Annotated in this window: 24 protein-coding genes; 12 read left to right on the top strand and 12 right to left on the bottom strand. The window is 66.5% G+C overall.

All coding sequences use genetic code 11. The annotated features are described in order from the left end of the window. Positions 1-141 precede the first annotated feature (141 nt). From OH799_RS31870 to OH799_RS31860, 3 genes are all read right to left on the bottom strand, one after another. Positions 142-774, bottom strand: a complete 633-nt coding sequence (locus OH799_RS31870; RefSeq protein ID WP_406271934.1) for a biliverdin-producing heme oxygenase — start codon at positions 772-774, stop codon at positions 142-144. Then, a complete protein-coding gene (locus OH799_RS31865; RefSeq protein WP_406271931.1) occupies positions 771-1,898 on the bottom strand; it encodes a polyprenyl synthetase family protein in 1,128 nt (375 codons plus the stop codon). The genes OH799_RS31870 and OH799_RS31865 overlap by 4 nt, the downstream gene beginning before the upstream one ends. Positions 1,899-2,136: 238 nt before the next feature. Continuing rightward, positions 2,137-3,480 carry a cytochrome P450 gene (locus OH799_RS31860; RefSeq protein WP_406271927.1) on the bottom strand — a complete coding sequence of 448 codons (1,344 nt, stop codon included), beginning with the start codon at positions 3,478-3,480 and terminating at the stop codon, positions 2,137-2,139. Positions 3,481-3,673: 193 nt separating this feature from the next. On the opposite strand from OH799_RS31860, the gene OH799_RS31855 reads away from it, so the two are divergent. Continuing rightward, positions 3,674-4,861 carry an NADH:flavin oxidoreductase/NADH oxidase family protein gene (locus OH799_RS31855; RefSeq protein WP_406271925.1) on the top strand — a complete coding sequence of 396 codons (1,188 nt, stop codon included), beginning with the start codon at positions 3,674-3,676 and terminating at the stop codon, positions 4,859-4,861. A 51-nt stretch (positions 4,862-4,912) separates the two neighbouring features. On the opposite strand, the gene OH799_RS31850 is transcribed toward OH799_RS31855, so the two are convergent. Beyond that, positions 4,913-5,590, bottom strand: a complete 678-nt coding sequence (locus OH799_RS31850; RefSeq protein ID WP_406271922.1) for a TetR/AcrR family transcriptional regulator — start codon at positions 5,588-5,590, stop codon at positions 4,913-4,915. Positions 5,591-6,188: 598 nt separating this feature from the next. Between OH799_RS31850 and OH799_RS31845 the strand changes: the two genes are divergently transcribed. The 4 genes from OH799_RS31845 (at position 6,189) to OH799_RS31830 (ending at position 11,313) form a co-directional block, all read left to right on the top strand. Beyond that, complete coding sequence (locus OH799_RS31845) at positions 6,189-7,379, top strand: FHA domain-containing protein (RefSeq protein WP_406271919.1); 1,191 nt, start codon at positions 6,189-6,191, stop codon at positions 7,377-7,379. 110 nt (positions 7,380-7,489) lie between these two features. After that, on the top strand, positions 7,490-9,784 hold the full coding sequence (locus OH799_RS31840) for an FdhF/YdeP family oxidoreductase (protein ID WP_406271916.1): 2,295 nt from the start codon (positions 7,490-7,492) through the stop codon (positions 9,782-9,784). Between the two features lie 64 nt (positions 9,785-9,848). Beyond that, on the top strand, positions 9,849-10,688 hold the full coding sequence (gene fdhD / locus OH799_RS31835) for a formate dehydrogenase accessory sulfurtransferase FdhD (RefSeq protein ID WP_357266316.1): 840 nt from the start codon (positions 9,849-9,851) through the stop codon (positions 10,686-10,688). A gap of 82 nt (positions 10,689-10,770) precedes the next feature. Next, positions 10,771-11,313 carry a hypothetical protein gene (locus tag OH799_RS31830; protein WP_406271912.1) on the top strand — a complete coding sequence of 181 codons (543 nt, stop codon included), beginning with the start codon at positions 10,771-10,773 and terminating at the stop codon, positions 11,311-11,313. 201 nt (positions 11,314-11,514) lie between these two features. Here OH799_RS31830 and mihF read toward each other — a convergent pair whose 3' ends face one another. Then, positions 11,515-11,829, bottom strand: coding sequence for an integration host factor, actinobacterial type (gene mihF / locus OH799_RS31825; RefSeq protein WP_357266312.1), 315 nt, complete (start codon positions 11,827-11,829; stop codon positions 11,515-11,517). A 190-nt stretch (positions 11,830-12,019) separates the two neighbouring features. On the opposite strand from mihF, the gene OH799_RS31820 reads away from it, so the two are divergent. The 7 genes from OH799_RS31820 to OH799_RS31790 all read left to right on the top strand — a co-directional run bounded on the left by OH799_RS31820 (position 12,020) and on the right by OH799_RS31790 (position 16,860). Next, entirely contained in the window at positions 12,020-12,649 is a 630-nt protein-coding gene (locus OH799_RS31820) for a dihydrofolate reductase family protein (RefSeq protein WP_406271909.1), read from the top strand. 194 nt (positions 12,650-12,843) lie between these two features. Then, the gene (locus tag OH799_RS31815; protein ID WP_406271906.1) at positions 12,844-13,629 is read left to right on the top strand and encodes a helix-turn-helix transcriptional regulator; all 786 of its coding nucleotides are present in this window, start codon (positions 12,844-12,846) and stop codon (positions 13,627-13,629) included. A 19-nt stretch (positions 13,630-13,648) separates the two neighbouring features. Further along, positions 13,649-14,026: a nuclear transport factor 2 family protein gene (locus OH799_RS31810; protein WP_406271903.1), complete on the top strand. Its 378-nt coding sequence runs from the start codon at positions 13,649-13,651 to the stop codon at positions 14,024-14,026. A 110-nt stretch (positions 14,027-14,136) separates the two neighbouring features. After that, positions 14,137-14,706 carry a carboxymuconolactone decarboxylase family protein gene (locus tag OH799_RS31805; RefSeq protein ID WP_406271900.1) on the top strand — a complete coding sequence of 190 codons (570 nt, stop codon included), beginning with the start codon at positions 14,137-14,139 and terminating at the stop codon, positions 14,704-14,706. A 228-nt stretch (positions 14,707-14,934) separates the two neighbouring features. Continuing rightward, positions 14,935-15,840: a hypothetical protein gene (locus tag OH799_RS31800; RefSeq protein ID WP_406271897.1), complete on the top strand. Its 906-nt coding sequence runs from the start codon at positions 14,935-14,937 to the stop codon at positions 15,838-15,840. Positions 15,841-15,934: 94 nt separating this feature from the next. Beyond that, positions 15,935-16,297: a DUF1304 domain-containing protein gene (locus OH799_RS31795; protein WP_406271894.1), complete on the top strand. Its 363-nt coding sequence runs from the start codon at positions 15,935-15,937 to the stop codon at positions 16,295-16,297. Next, positions 16,294-16,860: a TetR/AcrR family transcriptional regulator gene (locus OH799_RS31790; RefSeq protein ID WP_406271892.1), complete on the top strand. Its 567-nt coding sequence runs from the start codon at positions 16,294-16,296 to the stop codon at positions 16,858-16,860. Before OH799_RS31795 ends, OH799_RS31790 begins: the two co-directional genes overlap by 4 nt. A gap of 93 nt (positions 16,861-16,953) precedes the next feature. Here the strand turns inward: OH799_RS31790 and OH799_RS31785 are convergent, their stop codons facing one another. The 7 genes from OH799_RS31785 to OH799_RS31755 form a co-directional block, all read right to left on the bottom strand. Continuing rightward, positions 16,954-17,220, bottom strand: coding sequence for a ribosomal protein L7/L12 (locus OH799_RS31785; RefSeq protein WP_406271889.1), 267 nt, complete (start codon positions 17,218-17,220; stop codon positions 16,954-16,956). Between the two features lie 27 nt (positions 17,221-17,247). Then, the gene (locus OH799_RS31780; RefSeq protein ID WP_406271886.1) at positions 17,248-17,730 is read right to left on the bottom strand and encodes an STAS domain-containing protein; all 483 of its coding nucleotides are present in this window, start codon (positions 17,728-17,730) and stop codon (positions 17,248-17,250) included. A 77-nt stretch (positions 17,731-17,807) separates the two neighbouring features. Then, on the bottom strand, positions 17,808-19,088 hold the full coding sequence (gene clpX, locus OH799_RS31775) for an ATP-dependent Clp protease ATP-binding subunit ClpX (RefSeq protein WP_327121663.1): 1,281 nt from the start codon (positions 19,086-19,088) through the stop codon (positions 17,808-17,810). 460 nt (positions 19,089-19,548) lie between these two features. Next, entirely contained in the window at positions 19,549-20,217 is a 669-nt protein-coding gene (locus OH799_RS31770) for an ATP-dependent Clp protease proteolytic subunit (RefSeq protein ID WP_406271883.1), read from the bottom strand. A 69-nt stretch (positions 20,218-20,286) separates the two neighbouring features. Next, positions 20,287-20,874 carry an ATP-dependent Clp protease proteolytic subunit gene (locus OH799_RS31765; protein ID WP_357266297.1) on the bottom strand — a complete coding sequence of 196 codons (588 nt, stop codon included), beginning with the start codon at positions 20,872-20,874 and terminating at the stop codon, positions 20,287-20,289. A 199-nt stretch (positions 20,875-21,073) separates the two neighbouring features. Next, on the bottom strand, positions 21,074-22,450 hold the full coding sequence (gene tig / locus OH799_RS31760; protein ID WP_406271880.1) for a trigger factor: 1,377 nt from the start codon (positions 22,448-22,450) through the stop codon (positions 21,074-21,076). A gap of 256 nt (positions 22,451-22,706) precedes the next feature. After that, positions 22,707-23,288: an FKBP-type peptidyl-prolyl cis-trans isomerase gene (locus OH799_RS31755; protein WP_406271877.1), complete on the bottom strand. Its 582-nt coding sequence runs from the start codon at positions 23,286-23,288 to the stop codon at positions 22,707-22,709. Between the last annotated feature and the right edge of the window lie 37 nt (positions 23,289-23,325).

Raw genomic sequence — 23,325 nt, 5'->3', positions numbered from 1 at the left:
GTGCGCCGGCGGTCGCGACCGGGCCAGCGAGTTTCCGCCCACTGCCCCGAGCCGACGAGGAACCGGGGCGCGCCCACTCCGGCCCGACGCGACACCTCCTTCGAGGGTTAGCCCCTCGCGACCCTTATCGATCGAGGCTACTTACTCACCAGGCGTCGATTCGCGATCCGGACGAGACAGTGCGCCGAGCGTGTCTGCTATCGCCCGGTAGCCCTTGTCCGCCGACTCCAGCACCAGTTGCTGCAGGGGTTCGTCGACAACGGCTTCATCCATCCGCGTGGCGAAGGCTGTCCAGCGTTGTCGGTCACCGCTGCTGTAGTAGGTGAGCCCACGACCGTCAACCAGTCCGAATGTCGCCCGGACATGTGGTGTGAGCTCCAGTCCGCCCATCGTGGAACCTTCCATGACGTACAGGAACCCCAGCAACGAGACGGGGGCCTTCGTCATGCGGTCGGAGATCACCCCCGCGAACCGGTCCGCCACGGTGATTGCCGTGGCCGCGATGTCATCGGCGGGCACGGTGTCGAAGAATGCCAGATCCTGGTCCAGCAGAGGCACTTTCGCGAGGTCGGCACGCCACACCGCGGTCACGATCGGGTCGTCCGAGCCGGCCAGCCGGGTCTCCAGGGCGTCGAGGATGATGCGGTAAGCCCTGAGCTGGCCCACATATCGGCCGAGTAACAATGTTCGGCTCAGAAGTTCCAGACTGAAGGGCGTTGCTTCCAGTGCGTCATGCCATGCCCGGGTTTCGGCGCGAAGCCGCTGCATGATCATGCGCGAACCGCGGCATACAGCCGGTCGATCACGTGACCCTTGCGATCGATCGTCATGTCGAAATACGTTGCGCTGTCCGTCGATCGGCACAGTTCGTGAATCCGGCTCTTGGCATCTTCCTTGAGGTCGACCGCCTGTGCGGCGAGTTCGATGATCGTCTCGCGGAGCGAAGAATGACCGAGCGTGAACGTCTTCAACCGGTCTCCGACCATGTCGGTGCCGAGTTCGGGCAACGCGGGTTCGGCCCCGAGCAGTTCGAGGCATACCCGATTGGTGAGACCGTCGAAATCCTCGTAGGTGTTGGCCCCGCCGAACTCGGGCACGAAGTCGGTGAGGTCGTTGAAGATCTGGCTCGCCAAGCCCAGCTGCCGCATCGCGTCGTCGAGAACCGTCAGTTCGTCCTCCGGCACCCGCAGCGCGGTCGCGGCCGCGTTCAGTGGCATCCGGAACAGCGTCGAAGTCTTCAGCGTCGCGACCGACTCCCAGAACTTCACCCGATCGTTCACCTCAGCCGCGACGATGTCGCGCCGGACCTCGGCCAGCCGGGTGGACATATCTATCGCCTGGCCGATGAAGCCGTTCTCGACGGTCCGCACGAGGTAGTTCACGACGGCGGGTGTTTCCACGTGGCGCAGCGCGGCGAGCACCATCCAGGCTCCGGTGTTGAGGGCAAGCGGAACCCCGTGGGTGGCATGCAGTGCGGGCTCGCCGTATCGCACGGCACTACCGTCCTCGATATCGTCGAGAACGACCGCGGCCTTCAACAGAATTCGGACCGCGACCGCCACCCGGCGGATGACCGCCAAGTCGGCAGCCGCCTCGCCGGTGCTCGCGAAACCCCGGTAGTTGCGGAAGACCCAGTACACGATCGATGGCCGGTAGCCGGGACCGCCTGCTGGTCGCAGGGCCTCCTGTCCCACCTTCGAGCCGAGAGCATCGGTGATCGGATCGTGAAACGAGTGCCGCAGTGCGGTGTCCAGCTCTCGCGGCCCGTAGGCCGCGCCAGCCACTTGCGAGGCCGAGACCGTCAGTTCGGAGAGAAATACCCGAAGATCCGTTTCCAGCCGTTCCGAGTCGCCGCGCACGAACTCGCTCACCTGTGTGTCATTCTCTACGGCAGTCATCTGTGCCTCTCCTATCGGGCCGACCCGAGAACTCCGGGGGCGGCCCACCTCCGGCCCCAGTCCTTCGGTGGAGGCCATGCATTGTGGAGGAGTGTATGGACGATGCGGACCGGATGGTTTCCCAATATGGGGAGGATCCGGCTCGGACGAACACCGGTGCGGTCCGCGGTCAGCGCAGGCCGGTTGACGAGTCCGCAACGGCGGCGGAAGCCGTGGCGGGCAGAGATGCCACCCCAGGTCAACGTCGCTTTTCCACGGTCGACAACAGGCTGCGGGGGATCAGGGTCGCTGCGACAACCGTCTCCAAGACCGTCGTCGCAGCCGGATCGGGGCGCAGCCGCCAGCGGGCGGCGATCGTCGATACCGCCAGGGTAGCCTCCACTATCGCGAACACGTCACCGATGCAACGCCGGGAACCGGCACCGAAGTGCAACATGGCTTTCTGCGGAATCTCTCCGGCCCGCTGCGGAGACCACCGGTCCGGATCGAACGTATCGGGGTCGGAGAAAATTCTCGGATCACGTTGCACCGCATACGTACAGAGCATGACCGACGATCCATTCGGGATCGTATGACCGCCGAGTTCGAGATCTTCGTTGGCCCGCCGGGTGAGTATCCACGCGGGCGGGTAGCACCGCAATGCCTCACTGATCACCTGCGCGGTATAGACAAGGTTCGGGACATCCGCATAGTCCGCGGGCCTGTCACCGAGCACCCGATCGACCTCCTCGTGCAGCCGCCGCTCCACTTCCGGATGCTTGCTCAACAGGTAGAACACCCAGGTCAGGGTGGCCGAGTTGGTCTCAGACCCGGCTACCATGATGGTGATGATCTGGTCGTGGATCTCCTGGTCGGACAGCCCGCCCGCGGTTTCGGAATCCCGCGCCTCGAGCAACAACGCCAGCAGGTCGTTACGGCTGTTACCGTCGGCTCGGTATTCGACGATCAGCTTGTCGATTATCGGATGCAGCCGGGCCAGGTACGACGCGTATTCCCGGTTGCGTGCCAACGGCAGCTTGTTCAACACAGGTAGCGGCGCGATCATCCGCTGATACAGCAGTTCGAAAATGCGCGGCATGTTCAGCCGCATCTCCTGCTCCAGCTCCTTGCCGTGATCGGAGCGCACCAATGTCTTGGCGGCCACCGCGAAACTCAACGCGGCCATCTCCTGCCGAACATCGAGAACCTGCCCCTCGCTCCACGTTCCGGTCTGTTCGACGATCTGCTCCCGCATGATCTGCGCGTACTCGACGATTCGTTCCCGGCGGAACACCGGCTGCAGCAGTCGCCGGTGGCGGCGATGTCTCGCGCCCTCGGAGCTGGCCAGACCGTAACCCACCAGGTCACGGGTGATCTCGATGGACGCACCCTTGTCGAACTTGCGCGGCTTGTCGACCAGCATCTCGTGGGCCAGCGTCGCGGAGTTGATCACGTACACCCGCCGCGGCCCCAGCTTGACCTGGACGATATCCCCGTGCTTACGCAGGGAGCCGAAGAATCCCAGCGGATCTTTCCGAAACTGCAACGCGTGCCCCAACAGTGGTAGACCACCCGGGACACCGGCTATGGCAGGAGCGGACACGACTTCCTCCTCATCTCAGGACGTCAGTGTGCACGTGTTCCGGATGGATCGCATCCGATCCACCGCCACTCGACGGGCACGGGTGCCACCTGTTCGAGGAGGACGAATACCGACTCCGACAGCTAAAGTGCGCTGATGATTTTGTCCGATCCCCTTGTCGCTTCCCTGTGGCCGGGTACTGCCCAACCGGGTGATGAAATCCGCGCTGAGCGAGGTTCTCGGCGACCTGGGACAAAGTCCGGACCAACGGATCCTGCGGCTCTACCGTCGTTGGAGCGAAGGCGGATTCGGCCTGCTGCTCACCGGCAATGTCATGATCGATCGAGCACAACTCGGCGAGCCGGGCAATATCGTAATCGACGACGAACGGGACCTGGCCACACTGACGCGATGGGCCGAGACAGCGCATGCCGGCGGGTCGCCGATCTGGATGCAGCTCTGCCACCCCGGTCGCCAAGCCAATCCGGTTGTCAATCGACAAGCGCCGGTGGCCCCGTCGGCGATAGCTGCCGACATACCCGGATTCCGGGTTCCCACCGCACTCACCGAGCGCGATATCCACGACATCATCGACCGGTTCGCGACAACGGCGCGGATCGCCGAGAAGGCCGGTTTCGACGGGGTCCAGATCCACGCCGCACACGGGTACCTGGTATCGCAGTTCCTGTCGCCTCTGGCGAATCACCGCGACGACGACTGGGGCGGTGACCCCGCCCGGCGGGCACGCTTCCTGCTCGAGATCGTGCGGCGCGTCCGTGCCACCGTGGGCCCACAGTTCGCGGTCTCGGTGAAACTCAACTCCGCCGACTTTCAACGCGGAGGCTTCACCGAGGACGAATCCAGCGATGTCGTGGCCCGGCTGGCGATCGAGCGGATCGACCTGCTCGAGATCAGCGGCGGAAGCTTCGAGTCGCTGGCGATGATGGGCCGTCCCACCGACCGACTCGGAAGCGCCCAGCAACGTGAGGCCTACTTCCTGGAGTATGCCCACACCGTCCGCGCCAACGCCGGTGCCACCCCCCTCGCGGTCACCGGCGGATTTCGGTCGCGTGCGGCCATGGTGGCGGCTTTGGAAACGGGCGACAGCGACATCATCGGCCTCGGGCGACCGGTGTGCCTGCTCCCGGACGCCGGCCGGGCATTACTCGCCGGGGACGAGCAGCTGCCCAGCGCCCGGGTGTCACGGGTACGCACGGGCCCGATCTCGCGCTCGCGCACCGTTCGGTCGCTCGCCGGAGCGGTGGATCTACAGTGGCATACCGATCAGTTGCACCGCATGGCGGCGGGCGCCGAGCCTGCGCCCCAGCGCTCTCGGTGGCGAACGGCATACTCGATGATGCAGCGCAACGGTGTCGACGCCTTCCGCCGCAAACGTGGGTGACCACTCCGTTCCGGACCGACGCGGGGCCGACCTCACGTCAGCGGACGATCATCACTGTGGTTCGGCCGGCGTCGCGAGAATGCCGTTGAGCAGTACCCGCATTCCCCACGCTGCGCGCGCGTCTCCGTTGCCTGCCAGCATCGTGTCGCGCATGGCCACAATCGTCGGATACCGGTCGGCGGGCAGTTGGGCGAAATGCTGCTCGACGGCGGCAACGTAGTCCTGCTCGGTGCCGTCCTTGGTGTTGTGGGCGCTCTGCTCGGCGGCCGCCGCGGTGATGTGCAGGTAGATCAGGTCCACCGCCCAGGAACATGTGCGGTCGTCCAGTCCCGCCTCGGCGAGGAGCACCAGCATCCTTTCCACCAGGCGCAGCGCGTTCGGGCTGGTCGGAATCGCACCGAGCGCGACGAGAGCCAACCCCTCGTGGCGGCTCATCGCCTCGACCGTGGACTCGACCAATCCGGTGAGCCGATCGCGCCAGGTCGCCCCGATCGATTCGGGAACGGTGCCCAGCACGTGGTCGAGCATTGCGCCCATCAGGTCGTCGCGGTTGGCGACGTAGACGTACAGCGAGGCCGCACCGGTATCCAAGTCCTGCGCGACGCGGCGCATCGTGAGCGCCGCCGCGCCGTCCCGGTCCAAGATGCGCAGACCGGTCTCGATGATCACTTCGCGGCTCAGCGGAGCTTTGGCCGGACGGGCTCGACGGCTGACAGGTGCTGCGCTCATCGGGGTTCCACCTCGCTGGCCGTCATCACCGCAATAGCGACTGTGCCCGGCGTACGCTCGCTCCGCTCACTCATGAGCCGAGCATAGCCCGCGACGAACATCGTTTGACACGAACACCGTTCGTGTCAAAACGACAGCTGCCAGGCCCTTCGGTCGCGCTGCGCTTGTGCTACGGCACCGGATTCGAGGCGATCCGGCGCGCCATCTCTACCGAATGCCTCCATCGCCTCCTTGCCCGGCACACGCCGGTTATCAGTCGGGTCCCTCGGATGGTTCGTCACGGTGGCGGGCTTCAGGCGCACTGGGCTCATGCACGATGCCCGACCGAACACCGAGATCCATTGCCGAGACCGATGCCACAGTCGCGAATGACCACGCATGGACTGCGTTCAGATGGGTCGAAGACCACAAAGCCCAGCTCACCGCGGTCGAGTCCGATGGCGAGAAGACGCACGACAGCGAGGAATTCGACCACCGGACCGCAACGTGTGCGAAATACGGACCCACCGCGGCGTGCGCCGAGGCCAGGGTTCGGACGGCGTGGACGCTCTATGCTGGCTTCGGTATGCCGGTAGTTGCGCCGGGAAGGAGGGCGCGGGTGCGTAGAAATCCGTCCACCGTGGGTATCGCACCAGGCGACGGACTGGTCGCCCGCTTCGGTGCGATTGTCGCCTACCTGGGTGGCGAGACCGCCTCGACAGATCGAATACTCGGCATCATCGAGGCTGTGGCCGACGAGGAACACCCTGGTGCGGCGCTAGCCAAGCGCCTGGCGGCGGTGATCTTCGGCAGCACCTCGCAGCCGCCGCCCTTCGGTATCGTCGCGCCGACGACGGACGGAATGCTGATCCTGTTGCGCGGAACGGTGACCGCCGAGATCCAGGGCGCGGAGGGCACCCGCCACCTGGCCGGCGCACGGGCTTTTACCTGGGTGGACGAGATTGTGCGCGAGCCGGTCCGGCGCATCACGATCGGCGCGGATACCGGCACACCGCTGACGCCGCGGCCGCGCACCGATCTGCGCGCGGGTGCGGTTCCCGGCGGCGGCTTCGTTCTGCACGCCGCGGTGCGGCGGGCCGGGAAGGCCACCGAGTCCGCCGCGAGGACGTCGCCCCCCGAGCGCGCCACCGGTTCGCAGCCGGAGCCCGAACCGACGGCAGCATCGGGGTTCGATGCGATGCCCGAGCCGACCGGCGCTTCCGACGCCGTCGCGCCGGTTCCCGCCACCCCGCCGACCGAATCGGCGCGCCCACCGGCCAAGCCGCGCCCACCCCGGCCCGCCGCGGACAGTCCGCTCGCCTGGTCTCGAGTACAACCTGCGGCGCAGGCGCGCCCCGAGCCGGTAGCGCTGCACAAGAACAACGGTGGAACCCACGTCATTCGTCGGTCGGTCATGGCCGGGGACGCAGCGGCCGGCTCGCTGGTCGCGGAGAACGGCGCCGCGTATCCGCTGGACCGTCCCTATGTCATCGGGCGCGGTCCGCAGGTTGACGAGTCGGTCCGCGCGGCGACCGCGGCTCCGATCGTCATCCAGCGGGACCGCCGCGTCTCCCGGGTCCACGCCTATGTGTCGGTCGACGGCGGCAAGGTCTACGTGCGTGATGCCGCCGCCACCTCGGGCACCTTCATCGCTGCTCCCGGCATCGACCAGTGGACCCGAATCGGCACCGCCCCCACCGAACTCCTACCTGGTTGGCGCGTCCGCATCAGCGAGCGCGTCCTCACCTATCGCGGCGACGACCCTCGCACCGGTGTCGCCGACATCGCGGACGCGCGGCGGCGAGGCTGAGCAGTCGTCTCGGGCGCGACGGTGGCGACGTAGGTAGCGGAGGCGCTCGTACCATGCGAGTAGCCGGTCCCGGTACCCGACACGGGCTGTGCGGAGAGGACAATGACGTCATGCACCGAAACGCGCCGATCCGGGATATCGACGAGTCCGAGCTGACGGTGACTCCTCCCAAGGAGCAGGCCGCGGGCGTCACCGCCGTGACGGTGGCGCTGAAGCGCTCGGTCGAGGAGATGGGCGTGATTCGCACTGCCCGCACCCTCGCCCGCGTCAACCAGGTCCACGGCTTCGACTGCCCCGGCTGCGCTTGGCCGGAGCCGACCGGCCATCGCAGGCCCGCCGAGTTCTGCGAAAACGGCGCGAAAGCGGTCGCCGAGGAGGCGACACTGCGCACGGTCGATCCGGAGTTCTTCGCCACGCACTCGATCGAGGATCTGAGCGACAAATCCGGGTACTGGCTCGGCCAGCAGGGCCGACTGACGCACCCGATGGCGCTGCGCCCCGGCGACACCCATTACTCCCCCATCGCCTGGGACGACGCCTACCGCATGATCGCGGATCAATTGCACGCCGTGGCCGCTCCGGACGAAGCCGTGTTCTACACCTCCGGCCGCACCAGCAACGAAACCGCGTTCCTCTATCAGCTGCTGGTGCGCTGCTTCGGCACCAATAACCTGCCGGACTGTTCGAACATGTGCCACGAGTCCTCCGGCGCCGCACTGTCGAGCTCGATCGGGATCGGCAAGGGCTCGGTCTCGATCGACGACTTCGACGCCGCGGACCTGATCGTCGTCGCAGGCCAGAACCCGGGCACCAACCATCCGCGCATGCTGAGCGCACTGGTAGGCGCGAAGACGAAGGGCGCGCGGATCATAGCCGTGAACCCGCTGCCGGAGACCGGGCTGCTCGGCTTCCGCGACCCGCAGACGGTCAAGGGTGTCACCAGCGGCGTCGCGATCGCCGACGACTTTCTGCAGATTCGCCTCGGTGGCGACCTGGCCCTGTTCCAAGCGCTCGGGCGCCTGCTGTTCGAAGCGGAGGATCGCGCGCCGGGAACGGTGGTCGACCGGGAGTTCGTCGACGCCCATTGCGCTGGATTCACCGAATACGAAAAGAACGTGCGGGCTGTCGATTTCGCCACCGTGCTGGCAGCGACCGGCCTGAGCAGAGATGAACTCGACCGCACCGCCCAGCTGTTCGCGCGATCACACAACATCATCATTTGCTGGGCCATGGGCTTGACCCAGCAGGCGCATGCCGTCGCCACCATCGAAGAGGCCACCAACCTGCTGTTACTGCGCGGAATGATCGGCAAACCGGGCGCCGGCGTCTGCCCCGTCCGCGGCCATTCGAACGTCCAGGGCGACCGCACCATGGGTATCTGGGAGAAGATGCCCGAGGAGTTCCTCGACGCACTGGACCGCGAGTTCGGCATTACGAGTCCGCGTGCGCACGGCTTCGACACTGTCGAGGCCATCCGCGCCATGCGGGAGGGCCGCGCGAAGGTGTTCTTCGGCATGGGCGGCAACTTCGTCTCCGCCACCCCGGACACCGCGGTGACCGAGGCCGCGCTGCGCGGCTGCGCGCTCACGGTGCAGGTCTCCACCAAGCTCAACCGCAGCCATGTGGTGCACGGACGGACCGCCCTGATCCTGCCCACCCTCGGCCGCACCGACGAGGACCTGCGCGACGGCGTGAAACAGCAGGTGTCGGTGGAGGATTCGATGTCGATGGTGCACCTGTCCACGGGACGATTGAAGCCGGTCGGCGACGAACTGCGCAGCGAGATCGCGATCGTCTGCGAGCTCGCGCGCGCTCTGTTCGGCACGGACCATCCGGTGCCATGGGCGCGGTTCGCCCGCGATTACGACGCCATTCGCGACGCGATCTCCCGGGTCGTGCCCGGCTGCGCGGATTACAACGCGAAGGTCAGGCAACGCAACGGTTTCCGACTACCGCATCCACCGCGCGACCACCGCGAGTTCCGGACCGCCACCGGCAAAGCCAACTTCGCGATCAACGAACTGACCTGGCTACCGGTGCCCGAGGGCAGGCTCATCCTCCAAACACTGCGCAGCCACGACCAGTACAACACCACCATCTACGGCCTCGACGACCGCTACCGCGGCGTGCACGGCGGCCGCAAGGTGGTATTGGTGCACCCGGATGACATCACCGAATTCGGTTTCGCCGACGGTGATCTGGTGGACGTGGTCTCCGAATGGACCGACGGCACCGAGCGCCGCGTCGAAGGATTCCGCCTCGTCGCCTACCCGACCCCGCGTGGCAACGCCGCCGCCTACTACCCCGAGACCAACCCGCTCGTACCGCTGGATCATGTCGCGGCACGCTCGAATACGCCGGTGTCCAAAGCGATCACCGTCCGATTCGAACCGAGCGCAGCATGAACGAGCTGATCTTCGACACGGCGCTTCGGTGGGAGACGGGGCCGAACGGCAGCGAGGGGCGGCCATGAGCCGCGTCACCGCCCGCCGCCGCATGCGCCGGATCTCCCCCTCCGGCGAAATCCAGCGGCCCGACACCCTCGCCGTCGAGGAACCACTCGAAATCCGCATCGACGGCCAGTCGTTGATGGTCACCATGCGCACCCCGGGCAACGACGTCGACCTGGTGCACGGATTCCTGCTGAGTGAGGGTGTGATCGCCGCCGCCGGAGAGATCATGGCGGCGCGGTATTGCGCGGGCACCGACGACAAGGGCAGCAATACCTACAACGTTCTCGACATCACGCTGCGCATCCCGGCCCCCGTCCCGACCCGTGCATTCCTGACCACCGGCGCATGCGGCCTGTGCGGCAAGACCGCTCTGGACGAGGTGCGTACCCGCACCCGGTTCCCGCTGCCCGCGGACGGTCCGGCGGTGGACAGCCGCGTGCTGACCGCCATGCCGGATACGCTGCGCGGCCGACAGTCGGTGTTCGACGCTACCGGCGGTCTACACGCCGCGGGCCTGTTCACCGTCGACGGCGCGGCACTCGCGGTACGCGAGGACATCGGCAGGCACAACGCGGTGGACAAGGTGATCGGCTGGGCATTGCGCGAGAACCGTATTCCAGCACATGATCTGGTGCTCATCGTCAGCGGGCGCGCATCGTTCGAGCTGGTGCAGAAGGCCGTCATGGCGGGTATCCCGATGCTCGGCGCGGTGTCGGCGCCGAGTTCGCTCGCGGTCGACCTGGCCGCCGAGGCCGGGCTGACGCTGGTCGGCTTCCTGCGCGGGGACACCATGAACGTCTACAGCCGCCCCGAGCGGGTCTATGCCGAACCGGGAGCCGACGCCCTGTTGGCGTGACTCACTATTGCCTGTACTGGATCGTCCCCCTTACCGTGGCTGCACGGAGTCGGAACTGCGGCCGGCGAGAACGGAGCGACCGATGCGGATCTCGGTACAGGGGACCGGCGAGGGCCTGCGCGTACGCATGCGATTCGAGCGGTATCGTCGCCGCTTGCTGATCACACGGACTGTCCTGATCGTCCTGGCTGTCCAAGGCGCGATCATCGGGCTCTGGGCCACGCTGGCGCCGCACTCCTGGTACACCAGCTTTCCCGGGTTCGGCGCGCAGTGGGTGGCGGTCGACGGTCCCTACAACCATCATCTGGCGGCCGATGTCGGGGCGTTCTTCTCAGCGCTCACCGCGGTCACGATCGCCGCTCTCGTCGTCGACGGCACCGCGGCCGCCCGGATCGCGGGCGTCGGTTGGCTGACCTTCGGCCTCCCGCACCTCGTTTACCACACCTTCCACCGGCCCGACGGGCTGAGCGTCGCCGGTTACACGATCAGCCTGATCGCTGCACTTCTGCTCATTGTCGGCGGACTGGTCTGCGTCTTCGCTCCGCCGCGCGGCGATATTCCACTGTCGGACCCGCGTCCGATCGATGTCCGTTTCCCGCGCCGCGGTCCGCGCACGTCCCGCTGACCGACACCGCGGACGGTCCTGCCGGTGCGGGAGACCCCCGTCCGGGACGCCCGTGGGCCGTGGTCGTCACCACGGGCGTTATCCGGTGCGGCTGCGCTACGACGCCGCGTTCTTCCTGAACTCCTGAAACGAGCGCCCCCGCCGCGTGCCGCCGACGTGAGCGTTCGTTCCCTGGTCCGGTGCGCTGCCTTGCCGCGCCCGTCAGTCCTGCAGCGCCTCGAGCAGTGCCGCCCGCTGGCGCGCGCCCAGGCCGCCGATGCGGCGGTCCTCGGGGATCTCCGCCTGGTCCATCAGCTTCGCCGCCTTCACCGGGCCCACGCCGGGCAGGGCCTTGATCACGGCGGCGACCTTGGTCTTCTTGACCAGTTCGTCGGAGTCGGCCTTCTTCAGCAGGTCGGCAACCGAAACCTTGCCCTCCTTCACCTTGCCGATCAGTTCGGAGCGTGCCTTGCGGACCGCAGCCGCCTTGGCCAACGCCTCGGTGCGCTGCTCTGCGGTCATGGTAGGCAGTGCCATGTCTCCTCCGCTTCCACTCACTCGAACATCCGATTGACCGGACCGAGTAAACATCACGCCACCAAGCGCGCAAGGTCGACACACCGGGGCCGCAGCAGCGGAAATAGCGATGACTTCTCCAGGTCTACATCGTCCGAACAGGTAACCGGCCCACATTCGGCGGCCGACCAGACGAAAGGAACACCACGCCATGGAGCTGTCTCTCACCCAGTTCGTCACCCTCGACGGTGTCTACCAAGCACCCGGTGGGCCGCAAGAAGATCCCAGTGACGGATTCACCCACGGCGGGTGGTCCGTGCCGTTCGGCGACGCGGATTTCGGCGCGTTCATGGACGAGGTGTTCGGCCGGGTCGACGCGTTCCTGCTCGGACGGCGCACCTATGAGATCTTCGCTGGCTACTGGCCGAACATCACCGATCCAGCCAACCCGGTCGCCGCGAAGCTCAACGCGCTGCCCAAGTACGTCGCGACCAGGACGCTGGCCCGCGCCCACTGGGCAGGCACCGAACTGCTGCGCGGCGACTTGGTCACCGAGGTGGCCACGCTGAAAGCGCGTCCCGGCCGCGAACTCCAGGTGCACGGCAGCGGTAATCTGGCGCACAGTCTGCTGGCGAACGGCCTGGTCGACACCCTGTACCTGCTGACCTTCCCGGTGCTGCTCGGCACCGGCAAACGGCTGTTCACCGCCGACGTCCAACCCACCGGCCTCTTACTCACGGATTCCCGCGTGACCAGTAGCGGCGTCGTCATCGGCACATATCGCAACGCGGGTGCGCCCCGGTACGGCGACTACACCGAAGAGGCCGCCGCGGTGCGGTAACACCGGCGGCGTTTTTCACGACAGGATCAACAGCGGCTCCAGCGCGGGATCAAGGTTCAACGGCGAACCAGGAGGATCAACGGCGATCCCCGACATCGGGCGCGATCGGCTGACCGATCGTCACCGTGTCCCACGTGCGGGCGCGACAACAGAACAACGACTTGCCGCGCCTCGTCCGTGCCAGCATGGCGAGCATGAACATTCCGCAGGAGGCGCACCGGCCCGCAGCCTTGTGGTTGTGGGCCGGACAGGCCATCTATCGCGGACCGTCGCTGCGCCTCGATGCCCATTCGACAGCGGTGGACTGCCTGGCGATCGGGGTGGATACTGCGTTCAGGCTCGAGGCGGACGGAAGCGCGCGAACGGTGCGCAGCGCGCTGATCCCACCGCGAAAGGTGCATCGGGTCGTCGCGGACGGCGGCCGTATGATGTTCTGCTATCTCGATCCCGGATCACGTCGCGCGCGTGCATGCCGCGAACAAATGACGCTGTGGGACAACGATTTCGGATTTTCGCACCGGAGTGAGACCAGGCTCGCGGATGCCGCCGGCCGGGACCGGCCCGACCCTCGGGAGCTGGCGGATCTCGTCGGCGCGGCACCCCGTCCGCCGATGGACGACCGCGTCCGGGAGGCGATGGCCACTCTCCTCGGACATCCCGCCCGGGAAATCACCGCCGAGCGGTTGGCCACTGCGGCGCACCTGTCGGAATCCCGGTTCCTGCATCTGTTCTCATCGCAGGCCGGGACCTCGTTCCGGCGGTATCGACTCTGGGCCAGAATGCTCGGCGCCGGCCGGTCGATCGCCAAGGGAGCAAGCCTCACCAGCGCGTCCGTCGACGCCGGGTTCGCCAGTCCCTCCCATTTCAGTGACGCCTTCCGCACCCTGTTCGGACTGTCGCCGACCGCACTGCTCGCGACCGGGGTCCGCGTCGTGGTGCTGGACGAGGCGGGCGAGATCAAGCCTCGACCACGGGCGTGATAGCCCGCTAGGAGGGGCTGTGGTCAAGCAGATCCGCGACGTGGTCGAACAGTACGTCGAGCTGGTCGGCTCGGGTCCGACCGAGGAGATCGTCAAGCTGTACGCGCCCGACGCGGTGGTGGAGGACCCGGTCGGCACCCCGGTCAAGCGCGGACACGACGCCATCCGCGAGTTCTACGAGGTGATCGCCGCGCTGGACCGGGAGACCGAGCTGCGGCCCGAGGATGTGCGCATCGTGGGCAACCAGGCGGCGTTCCCGTTTACCATCGTCACCAAGGTCGGTGAACAGCGCTTCGTCCTGTCGCCGATCGACGTGATGGAGTTCGACGAGGAAGGCCGAATCACCGGGATGCGCGCCCACTGGAGCCAGGAGGACATGCGGGTCGAGCCCGAGTAGCCCGCCGTGGAGACGCTGGTGCGCCAGGTCACACCGCGGTCCCATCACATTCCGTCGCGGTCTCTCGTCCGAGAAGTAGGAACCACATCCGCTGATCGAAGGAGATCGACATGGGTGCTACCCGCATCGCCGCAGTCACCCCGCAGCAGGCCGGACGAGCGACCAAGCTGCTGTATCGGCTCGTCAAACGCCGGTTCCGCGAAGTGCCCGAACCCTTCGCGGTCACCGCCAATCATCCGAAACTGCTCGTCGCCAGCGCCGTCCACGAGGTCGCGGCGGAGAAGGCCAGCACTGTGCTGCCCGCTGTCATCCGCGAGATCGCCGTCTACCGCACCGCGTGGACGGTCGGCTGCTCCTGGTGCGTCGACTTCGGCGCCATGGTCATGCGCCTCGGCGAGCTGGATGTCGAGCGGCTCGAACACATCGCCGACTATGCGACGTCGCCGCTGTACTCCGACGACGAGCGCGCCGCCATCGCCTACGCCGACGCGATGACCGCGACCCCGACCGCCGTCACCGACGAGCAGGTCGCCGATCTCGAGCGACGTTTCGGCCGGGCGGGCGTGGTGGAGCTCAGTTACCAGATCGCGCTGGAGAATTCGCGCGCCCGGTTCAACTCCGCGCTCGGAATCACCGCGCAAGGCTTCAGCACGGATTCGTGCCGTGTGCCCTGGAAGTGAGTGGCCGCGGCGGACGAGGGCGCCTGAAACATGGTGGCCGACCTGGCACTTCAGCTCCAGGTCTCGCTCCGGGCTGTCGCTCCGGCCGGGAATGGACTAAGAATAGGAGGTGTTGACGCCGCCGGTCCGCGTCCGGTCAGCGAGTTATCGTTGCGCGTTCGATGAACGAGGTCCGTGTCGGCGTCTACGGTCTCTCGAGTTCCCCTCTGCCCAACCGTTTGGAGCCGCATGCTCGATGAACATCCCCTCGACGACGACGTCGCGCGGCTGGCGACGCGGGTCGAGAAGGCCCGCGGCCGCCTCGCATACCAGTTCGATCCGGCGCTGACCGGCGCGCTGTCGGAGGAAGAACTGAACGCCGAACGCGAGCTCGCCGAACGGATCCGGACCCAGAACCGGGAACAGCGCTGGAAGCAGGCCGAAGCCGCCGCCGAGGCATCCGACCGCGCGCGGAACACCTCGGAGGCCATCGAGAAGGCGGACATCAGGGATCTCCTGCTGGCACGCAAAGCCATTGCCGCACAGCGGCGCGAGTCCAGCCCGCACGCCAGGCTGGCCTCCCTCTACCGGCATCGATCGTGGTCGCTCGGCGCACTGGCCGGCGTGGTCGCCGCGGGCATGCTGTGGTCGGCGGTCAATGTCCAGCACAACATCGCGCCGGGCGGGCCGGACGATCCGCTGTACTGGTTCAGCTATCTGCTCGAGGCGATGATCAGCGTGTCGCTGATCATCATCATGATCGGCACCAACAAGGTCACCGAATGGGGTGTGCTGGACAACAGCAGCCAGGTCGCGGCCGCCGAAGTCGCGCTGCTGGCTCTGACGGTCGCCCTGAACACCTACCCGTATATGAGTGCCGGACGGTGGTTCGACGCCGCGATGCACGGAGTGGCGCCGGTGATGATCGGCGTCGCGCTGCTCATCCACGATGCCGCCAGCGCCCGCTACGGCCGTGCCATCACCTTCGCCACCGAGCAGGTCCGAAGCCTGCCCGACCCGAATTCGCACGACCCGCTACCCGAGCCACAGTCGATCGTCGACGACTCCGACGACCGGCCGGTGTCCGTCGGCATCGCACCGCAGTGGACGACGTCGGACGCCGACATCCAGTTTGCCCACGGTTCGCACCGGTAGCATGCCGCTGACACTTCAGCCGGAACGAGTTACTTGACAGCTGTCCATAATCTATGGACAGCTGTTTAGAAAATCTGGCGGAAGGAGCCGGTCGATGGCGGTTGTCGCGGGTGTGCTGGTCGGGTTGATGGCGGTGTTGCAGGCTTACTTCATGGTGTTGGAAATGTTTTTGTGGGATCGGACGCCGGGGCTAAAGCTGTCGGGGTTCGATGCGGAGATGGCGGTGGCGACGAAGCCGCTGGCGGCGAATCAAGGGTTGTACAACGGGTTTCTGGCGGCCGGGCTGGTGTGGGGGCTGATAGCGGACGACCCGGTCGGATTTCAGGTGACGGTGTTCTTCCTGCTATGCGTGCTGATCGCGGGGATCTACGGGGCGATCACGGCGAATCGGCGGATTCTGATCGCGCAGGCGCTGCCCGCGGCCCTCGGGTTGGTCGCGGTCCTGATCGCCAGATGAGTGATGGTGATCCACGAGCGGCGCGGACTCGGGCGAAGTTGCGAGCCGTGCTGCTAGCCGAATGCAGGGAGCGTTCGCTCGAACAGGTCAGCGTCGCCGCCGTGGCGCGGCGCGCCGGTGTGAGCCGATCGGCGTTCTACCTGCATTACACCGATGCGCAAGCACTGGCGGTGGGATATGCCTGCGCGGACGTTGTCCGAGACGCGGTGGCGGCCCTACACGCCGGGCGCGGAACAGCGGAGCCGGCGCATCCACCGGCGGCGTTGACGGAGTTCTTCGACGCGATCGCACCGCACGCCGCGCTGGACCAGGCGCTGCTGCGCCCCGGGGGCAGCGGCCCGCTCGGCGAACTGCTGCGGCAGGAGTTACGCGAACGCAGTCGGAGAGAACGCACGTTGGCAGGCGCGCCTTCGGCGGACCTGGTCGCATCGGCGGTGGCGGCGACGTTCGCGGGCATACTCGCCGACTGGCTGCACGGCGAAATCGAGGGCACCTTCGCACAGGTGGCGGCGCAGACCTGGCGACTGCCCGTGTCCCTGCACCGAACCGTTCTGGAGCGCTAACGGCTCACATAATCTCTCGAAACCCGCTGTGCCGAGGCACAGTTCATGATTTCACACCCACGGCGAGCAGCTTCGCCCGCGAATAGCAGTGGCTCAGTAGGGGTACCGCCGCTCAACCGCCTCCTTGGCTTCTTTCAACCCAGACCCGGTCAGTTCGCGGTACCGCTTGATGGCCTGAATCTTCTTGCCCTCCGCCAGAAGGGCGTCGATCTGGCCCATGCCATCACCGCTGGGCACGGCTGCCGCGGTCTGAACGGGCTCGACCGAAGGCAGTTCCCGGATACCGAGGTGCTGCATGATCAGATCGAGCTTGAAGTTCAGCGCGTCGATCTTGCGCTCCAGACGCCGGTTATCAAACATGGTCCGATCGTAGTGATCGACGTGACCTCACGCCGCGTTCAGCACCGCGTCGGCAAGGCTGGTGACGCGCTCGAAGCAAGCGACCTCACCGGCGACCTCGAGCAGCCGATCCACGCAGCGTGGCCCAGTGACCAGGCGCAAACGGCGACCGGTGTGGCCGGCCCAGGACCGTGCATCGATCAACACGCGCAGCCCGGCAACACCGAAGAACGTCACTTTGGACAGGTCGACGACGATGAGTGGACCCGCTGAGTTCAGCGAGCCGATCAGTCGGCTTCGGAGCACGTCGGCGGTGTAATAGTCGGCCTCACCGGCGACGGCGCACAACGTGACCACGTCGCTGGGCGCGGTGACCGAGATCTGCAGCCGCTCGGCGGGATGGCCCGACCTGCGGGCGGCATCGATGAAGTGTGAGGGTCTGGCGAAACCTGTCGACATGAGGACCTCGGTCCAGTCGTCCGCGGCAATCGGATGACGTTGCCCGCGATACCAATTCGCTCCGAGCGACACGGTACGGAGCTAGGCTGTGTACTCAACCCTCGTAGGGTGTACCCGGTAGACCCGGCTTTACACCCCGCCCCGACAAATTACGCCGACTTCTCCCGGCGCTCCGCCCGCTGTGCCTTGCGTGGCACGATGGTCGGCAGCACGTTGTCGTTGACGGTGCCCGCGTTGACGACCACCTTGGCGACATCGTCGCGGCTTGGGATGTCGTACATCGCGGGCTGCAGGACTTCCTCCATGATCGCCCGCAGGCCACGCGCACCGGTTCCGCGCAGGATCGCCTGGTCGGCAACCGCCTCCAGTGCGTCGTCGGTGAACTCGAGATCGACCCCATCCATCTCGAACAGCCGGACGTACTGCTTGACCAGCGCGTTCTTCGGCTCGGAGAGGATCTTGACCAGGGATTCCTTGTCCAGGTTGGTCACCGAGGCGACGACGGGGAGGCGGCCGATGAATTCGGGGATCAGGCCGAACTTGATCAGGTCCTCCGGCATGACGTCGGCGAAGTGGTCGGTGGTGTCGATTTCGGCCTTGGACCTGACCTCCGCACCGAAGCCGATGCCGCGGTGACCGGTGCGGTCGGAGATGATCTTCTCCAGGCCCGCGAACGCGCCCGCCACGATGAACAGCACATTCGTGGTGTCGATTTGGATGAACTCCTGGTGCGGGTGCTTGCGCCCACCCTGCGGCGGCACGCTCGCCTGAGTGCCCTCCAGGATCTTCAGCAGCGCCTGCTGCACGCCCTCGCCGGAAACGTCCCTGGTGATCGACGGATTCTCGCTCTTGCGGGCGATCTTGTCGACCTCATCGATGTAGATGATGCCGGTCTCGGCGCGCTTGACATCGTAGTCCGCCGCCTGAATCAGCTTCAGCAGGATGTTCTCGACATCCTCGCCGACATAGCCCGCCTCGGTGAGCGCGGTGGCGTCCGCGATGGCGAATGGCACATTCAGCATCTTCGCCAGCGTCTGGGCCAGATAGGTCTTTCCACAGCCGGTGGGACCGAGCATCAGGATGTTCGACTTGGCCAGCTCGACGATCTCGCCGCGGCTGTCGCGGCTCTTGTCGCCGGCCTGAATGCGCTTGTAGTGGTTGTAGACGGCCACCGCGAGGGTGCGTTTGGCGGTGTCCTGCCCGATGACGTAGTTCTCCAGGAAGTCCCGGATCTCAGCGGGCTTGGGCAGCTCATCGAGCTTGACCTCGCTGGACTCGGCGAGCTCCTCCTCGATGATCTCGTTGCAGAGATCGATGCACTCGTCGCAGATGTACACCCCTGGTCCCGCAATGAGCTTCTTGACCTGCTTCTGGCTCTTTCCGCAGAACGAGCACTTCAGCAGATCGCCGCCATCTCCGATGCGCGCCATCTCGTGGGTCCCTACTTCCTTGTCCGCGTGCAACCGTCCGTCCAGGTTGCCAGCTGTCCGCCGCCTCCGCAGCAGCCGCAAACGCATCGACTGTTTTTCGGAGCATCATGCAGTGCTGTCAACCGGGAACAAAGGTCCCTAGGTTGACCGTACCCGGTGTGTGGGATGGAGGTCGACAACTCGAGCATGTTTCTCCGGCGGGTTGTGCGAGTTCTCACGGCACCGGAATGTGATCTGTCCCTCAGATCGCCGACGCGAGCTCCGACCGACTGCCCGCAGCGCCTGGTCCGAAGGATGTTTCGAACCACCGACACTGCGAAGAGCAGTCCGGCCGGACGACATGCCCAGTGGCACACCTCCCGGCCGGAATTCCCTGTTGTAGAACGATTTACGAGTGAACTGCCGCCGGGGTCGGCAACTCACACTCCCCGGGATTCCCCGGAAGCGACATCCCGATGTGTTACTTCTGGGCACTCAGCTTGCGGTAGTCGAACACCGTGTCGATGATCCCGTATTCCTTGGCATCCTCGGCTGTCAGGATCTTGTCCCGGTCGGTGTCCTTGCGGATGGTCTCGGCATCCTTGCCGGTGTGCCGCGCGAGGGTGCTCTCCATCAAACGACGCATCCGCTCGATCTCGGCCGCCTGGATCTCCAGATCCGACACCTGACCCTGGATGCCACCCTCCAGCGACGGCTGGTGGATCAGCACGCGGGCGTTGGGCAGGCAGGCACGCTTTCCTGGCGTGCCCGCGGCGAGCAGCACGGCCGCGGCGGAGGCCGCCTGGCCGAGGCACACGGTGGCGACGTCGGCGCGCACGTACTGCATGGTGTCGTAGATGGCCATCAGGGAGGTGAACGAGCCACCTGGCGAGTTGATGTACATGGTGATGTCGCGGTCGGGGTCCAGCGACTCGAGCACGAGCAGCTGCGCCATGATGTCGTTCGCCGAGGCGTCGTCCACCTGCACGCCGAGGAAGATGATGCGCTCCTCGAACAGCTTGTTGTACGGGTTCGACTCTTTGACGCCGAAGCTCGAGTGCTCGATGAACGACGGCAGAATGTAGCGCGCCTGCGGGCTCTGTGGTGCGATGCCGGACAGGCCGGCACGCGGGTCGATCGGATTGGCCATGTTCGTCTCCAAAGTCTGTGCGGCCGACGGACATTCGATCATCCGGGCGGCCTGTGGGTGATCCGGGAGTTACTTCTCGGCGCCGTTGGCCTGGTTCGCGTGGCTGATCACGTGGTCGATGAAGCCGTATTCGAGCGCTTCGGTCGCGGTGAACCAGCGGTCGCGGTCGGCGTCGGCGGTGACCTGCTCCACGGACTTGCCGGTGTGCTGGGCCTGCAGTTCGTTCAGCTCCCGCTTGGTGTGCGCGAACTGCTCGGCCATGATCGCGATGTCGGCGGCCGAACCACCGATGCCGGCCGAGGGCTGGTGCATCATGATCCGTGCGTGCGGCAGCGCGTAGCGCTTGCCCTTGGTGCCTGCGGTAAGCAGGAACTGTCCCATCGAAGCGGCCAGACCCATGCCGTATGTGGAGATGTCGCACTCGGCGAACTGCATCGTGTCGTAGATGGCCATACCGGCGGTCACCGAACCGCCCGGCGAATTGATGTAGAGCGAAATGTCCCTGGTGGGATCCTCGGCCGAGAGCAGAAGGATCTGCGCGCACAGCTTGTTCGCGATGTCGTCGTCGACCTGGGTGCCGAGGAAGATGATGCGCTCACGCAGCAGGCGCTCGTACACGGAATCACTGAGGTTGAGACCAGCAGTCGCGGTTGTCATGACCCCTGCCTGGTTGATTGTCACGGATACCTGCCTTCTCTCGCCGGCTCGTTGCTGATTGCCGAACAGCCATCTCTGGTTCGCTTTGTCACAAACATTAACGAAGCAGGGCGGCACCGAACTCCCGGTACCGCCCTTCTTCGCTCTCAGCGCAATCAGTGCACCCCTCGGGCGCCGATCGCGCCGGCATTCCATGGAATTATTCGGCGCTCGCGCCGGCGGTCTCGTCGGCCGTGCCCTCGTCCGCGGCATCCTCAGGGCCACCGAACATTTCGGCGGTGTCCACGGCGTTGCCCGCCGAGTCGGTGACGGTCACCTTGCCGACCACACCCGCGAGCGCCTTACCGCGGCGCACGTCGGCGAACACCGCGCCGAGCTGGCCCGCCTGCTGCACCTGCTGGATGAACTGCTCCGGCGAGAGGCCGTAGCGCTGCGCCTGGAACAAGATCCGCTCGGTGAGCTCCTCCTGACCGACCTGGGTGCCCTCCGCCTCGGCGATAGCGTCCAGCAGCAGCTGGGTCTTCACCGACTTCTCGGCGGCCTCCTTGGTGTCGGAGTCGAACTCCTCGCGGGTGCTGCCCTGGGCTTCCAGCGACTCGGCGAACTTCGCTTCATCGTGATCGAAGCCGTGCACCGCGTCGTGGGTGACGGCGTCGATCTCGGCCTGCACGACGGCGTCCGGCAGCGGCACCTCGACCTGCTCGAGCAGGGTCTGCAGCACCTTGTCTCGGATCTCGCCCGCCTGCTGCACTTTCTTGACCCGCTCGACGCGCTCGCGCAGGTCGGCCTTCAGCTCCTCCAGGGTGTCGAATTCGCTGGCCAGCTGGGCGAACTCGTCATCGGCCTCGGGCAGCTCGCGCTCCTTGACGGTCTGCACCGTCACCGTGATGACGGCGTCCTTGCCCGCGTGCTCGCCGGCGACCAACGTCGAGGTGAAGTCTTTGGACTCGCCCGCCGAAAGCCCGATCAGCGCCTCGTCCAAGCCCTCGATGAGCTGGCCGGACCCGACCTCGTGGGACAGGCCGGTGGTGGCGGCCTCGGGCACGTCTACGCCGTCAACGGTCGCCGACAGGTCGATGGACACGAAGTCACCCTCCTGCACCGGACGCTCGACACCGGTCAGGGTGCCGAAGCGCTGACGCAGCGACTGCAGCTGCTCCTCGATGTCCTCGTCGCCGACGGTGACGGAGTCGACGGTGACCGCGATGCTCTCGTAATCGGGCAGAGCGATCTCCGGGCGCACATCGACCTCGGCGGTGAAGGCGAGCTCCTGGCCGTCCTCGATCTTGGTGATCTCGATGTCGGGCTGACCGATGACCTTCACCTCGGAGGTGGTGACGGCCTCGCTGTAGCGGCCGGGCAGCGCGTCGTTGACGACCTGCTCCAGGATCGCGCCGCGGCCGAGGCGGGCCTCGAGCAGCTTCGCGGGCGCCTTGCCAGGACGGAAGCCGGGGATGCGGACCTGCTTGGCCAGCTCCTTGTACGCACGGTCGAAGTCCGGCTTCAGTTCCTCGAAGGGCACCTCGACATTGATCCGGACCCGGGTCGGGCTCAGCTGCTCGACGGTGCTCTTCACGGACATGCTCCTTGTTCGTTGTTCGTACTGGTTGACGTTCGGTTACGGGCTCCACCACGCACTCCGGACGTCGGAATGGCAGGCGAAGCGGCCCTGCGTGCAGGCCGCCACACTCCCCATCGGCGCTGACCCGAGCCGGGGGCCCCGGCCTCGGCCAGGACGAACGAGGGATGCGGCGTCGGCATCCCGACCAGGTTAGTTGACCGGCCGAGGGGGCCTGCACTCGGCGGTGTTTCCGGGGGCCCGAGGCCCCTGTCTACTTCCCCACCGAGACCGCGTCGGTGACGAAGACCAGCGTCTCGTTCGGCGCGATGCCACGTCCACCCGCGCCGTAGCCCAGGTCCGGCGGCACGATCAACAGCCTGCGGGAGCCCTCCCGCACACCGAGCAACCCCTGATCCCAGCCATCGATGACCTGGCCCGCGCCGAGGGTGAGCTGGAACGGCGTGCCGCGGTCGAACGAGCTGTCCAGCTTCTTCTTGTCGGACCACGTGATCAGCGCGTAGTTCATGGTCAGCTGCTGGCCGGTCTCGGCGCCGGGCCCGCTGCCCTCGCTCAGGTCGTGGACGATCAGTTGCTTGGGCGGGTCGCAGCTGTCCGGGATGGTGATCGTCGGGGCGGTGCCGAACTCACCGGTCACACCGATGTCCTCGGCGGTGCATTCGCGGCCCTTGCTCTGCGCGGCCGGGCTCTGCGCGGCGGACGCTCCCGCCGACACGGTGGTCGTCGCGGACAAGGCGGTCGTGGCGGACGTGTCGTCGTCCGAGCCGCAAGCTGCCAGAGCGATGGCAGTCGCCGCGATGGTGCCGATCCCGATGATCCTGCCGAGTGTGTGCATGCGGCGGACCCTAGACCACGTGGTGGCGGACCACGCA

The sequence above is a fragment of the Nocardia sp. NBC_00881 genome, assembly GCF_045207455.1.
Classification (GTDB): Bacteria; Actinomycetota; Actinomycetes; order Mycobacteriales; family Mycobacteriaceae; genus Nocardia.
Note: the sequence above shows the minus strand (reverse complement) of the source record. Positions and strands in the feature narration are given on the sequence as shown.

Excerpts from the sequence above, each read along its gene's own strand:
- OH799_RS31870 (WP_406271934.1), bottom strand. The coding sequence starts at position 774 with ATGATCATGCAGCGGCTTCGCGCCGAAACCCGGGCATGGCATGACGCA.
- OH799_RS31865 (WP_406271931.1), bottom strand. The coding sequence starts at position 1,898 with ATGACTGCCGTAGAGAATGACACACAGGTGAGCGAGTTCGTGCGCGGC.
- OH799_RS31855 (WP_406271925.1), top strand. The coding sequence starts at position 3,674 with ATGAAATCCGCGCTGAGCGAGGTTCTCGGCGACCTGGGACAAAGTCCG.
- OH799_RS31850 (WP_406271922.1), bottom strand. The coding sequence starts at position 5,590 with ATGAGCGCAGCACCTGTCAGCCGTCGAGCCCGTCCGGCCAAAGCTCCG.
- OH799_RS31840 (WP_406271916.1), top strand. The coding sequence starts at position 7,490 with ATGCACCGAAACGCGCCGATCCGGGATATCGACGAGTCCGAGCTGACG.
- fdhD (WP_357266316.1), top strand. The coding sequence starts at position 9,849 with ATGAGCCGCGTCACCGCCCGCCGCCGCATGCGCCGGATCTCCCCCTCC.
- OH799_RS31830 (WP_406271912.1), top strand. The coding sequence starts at position 10,771 with ATGCGGATCTCGGTACAGGGGACCGGCGAGGGCCTGCGCGTACGCATG.
- mihF (WP_357266312.1), bottom strand. The coding sequence starts at position 11,829 with ATGGCACTGCCTACCATGACCGCAGAGCAGCGCACCGAGGCGTTGGCC.
- OH799_RS31820 (WP_406271909.1), top strand. The coding sequence starts at position 12,020 with ATGGAGCTGTCTCTCACCCAGTTCGTCACCCTCGACGGTGTCTACCAA.
- OH799_RS31815 (WP_406271906.1), top strand. The coding sequence starts at position 12,844 with ATGAACATTCCGCAGGAGGCGCACCGGCCCGCAGCCTTGTGGTTGTGG.
- OH799_RS31805 (WP_406271900.1), top strand. The coding sequence starts at position 14,137 with ATGGGTGCTACCCGCATCGCCGCAGTCACCCCGCAGCAGGCCGGACGA.
- OH799_RS31800 (WP_406271897.1), top strand. The coding sequence starts at position 14,935 with ATGCTCGATGAACATCCCCTCGACGACGACGTCGCGCGGCTGGCGACG.
- OH799_RS31795 (WP_406271894.1), top strand. The coding sequence starts at position 15,935 with ATGGCGGTTGTCGCGGGTGTGCTGGTCGGGTTGATGGCGGTGTTGCAG.
- OH799_RS31790 (WP_406271892.1), top strand. The coding sequence starts at position 16,294 with ATGAGTGATGGTGATCCACGAGCGGCGCGGACTCGGGCGAAGTTGCGA.
- OH799_RS31785 (WP_406271889.1), bottom strand. The coding sequence starts at position 17,220 with ATGTTTGATAACCGGCGTCTGGAGCGCAAGATCGACGCGCTGAACTTC.
- clpX (WP_327121663.1), bottom strand. The coding sequence starts at position 19,088 with ATGGCGCGCATCGGAGATGGCGGCGATCTGCTGAAGTGCTCGTTCTGC.
- OH799_RS31770 (WP_406271883.1), bottom strand. The coding sequence starts at position 20,217 with ATGGCCAATCCGATCGACCCGCGTGCCGGCCTGTCCGGCATCGCACCA.
- OH799_RS31765 (WP_357266297.1), bottom strand. The coding sequence starts at position 20,874 with ATGACAACCGCGACTGCTGGTCTCAACCTCAGTGATTCCGTGTACGAG.
- OH799_RS31755 (WP_406271877.1), bottom strand. The coding sequence starts at position 23,288 with ATGCACACACTCGGCAGGATCATCGGGATCGGCACCATCGCGGCGACT.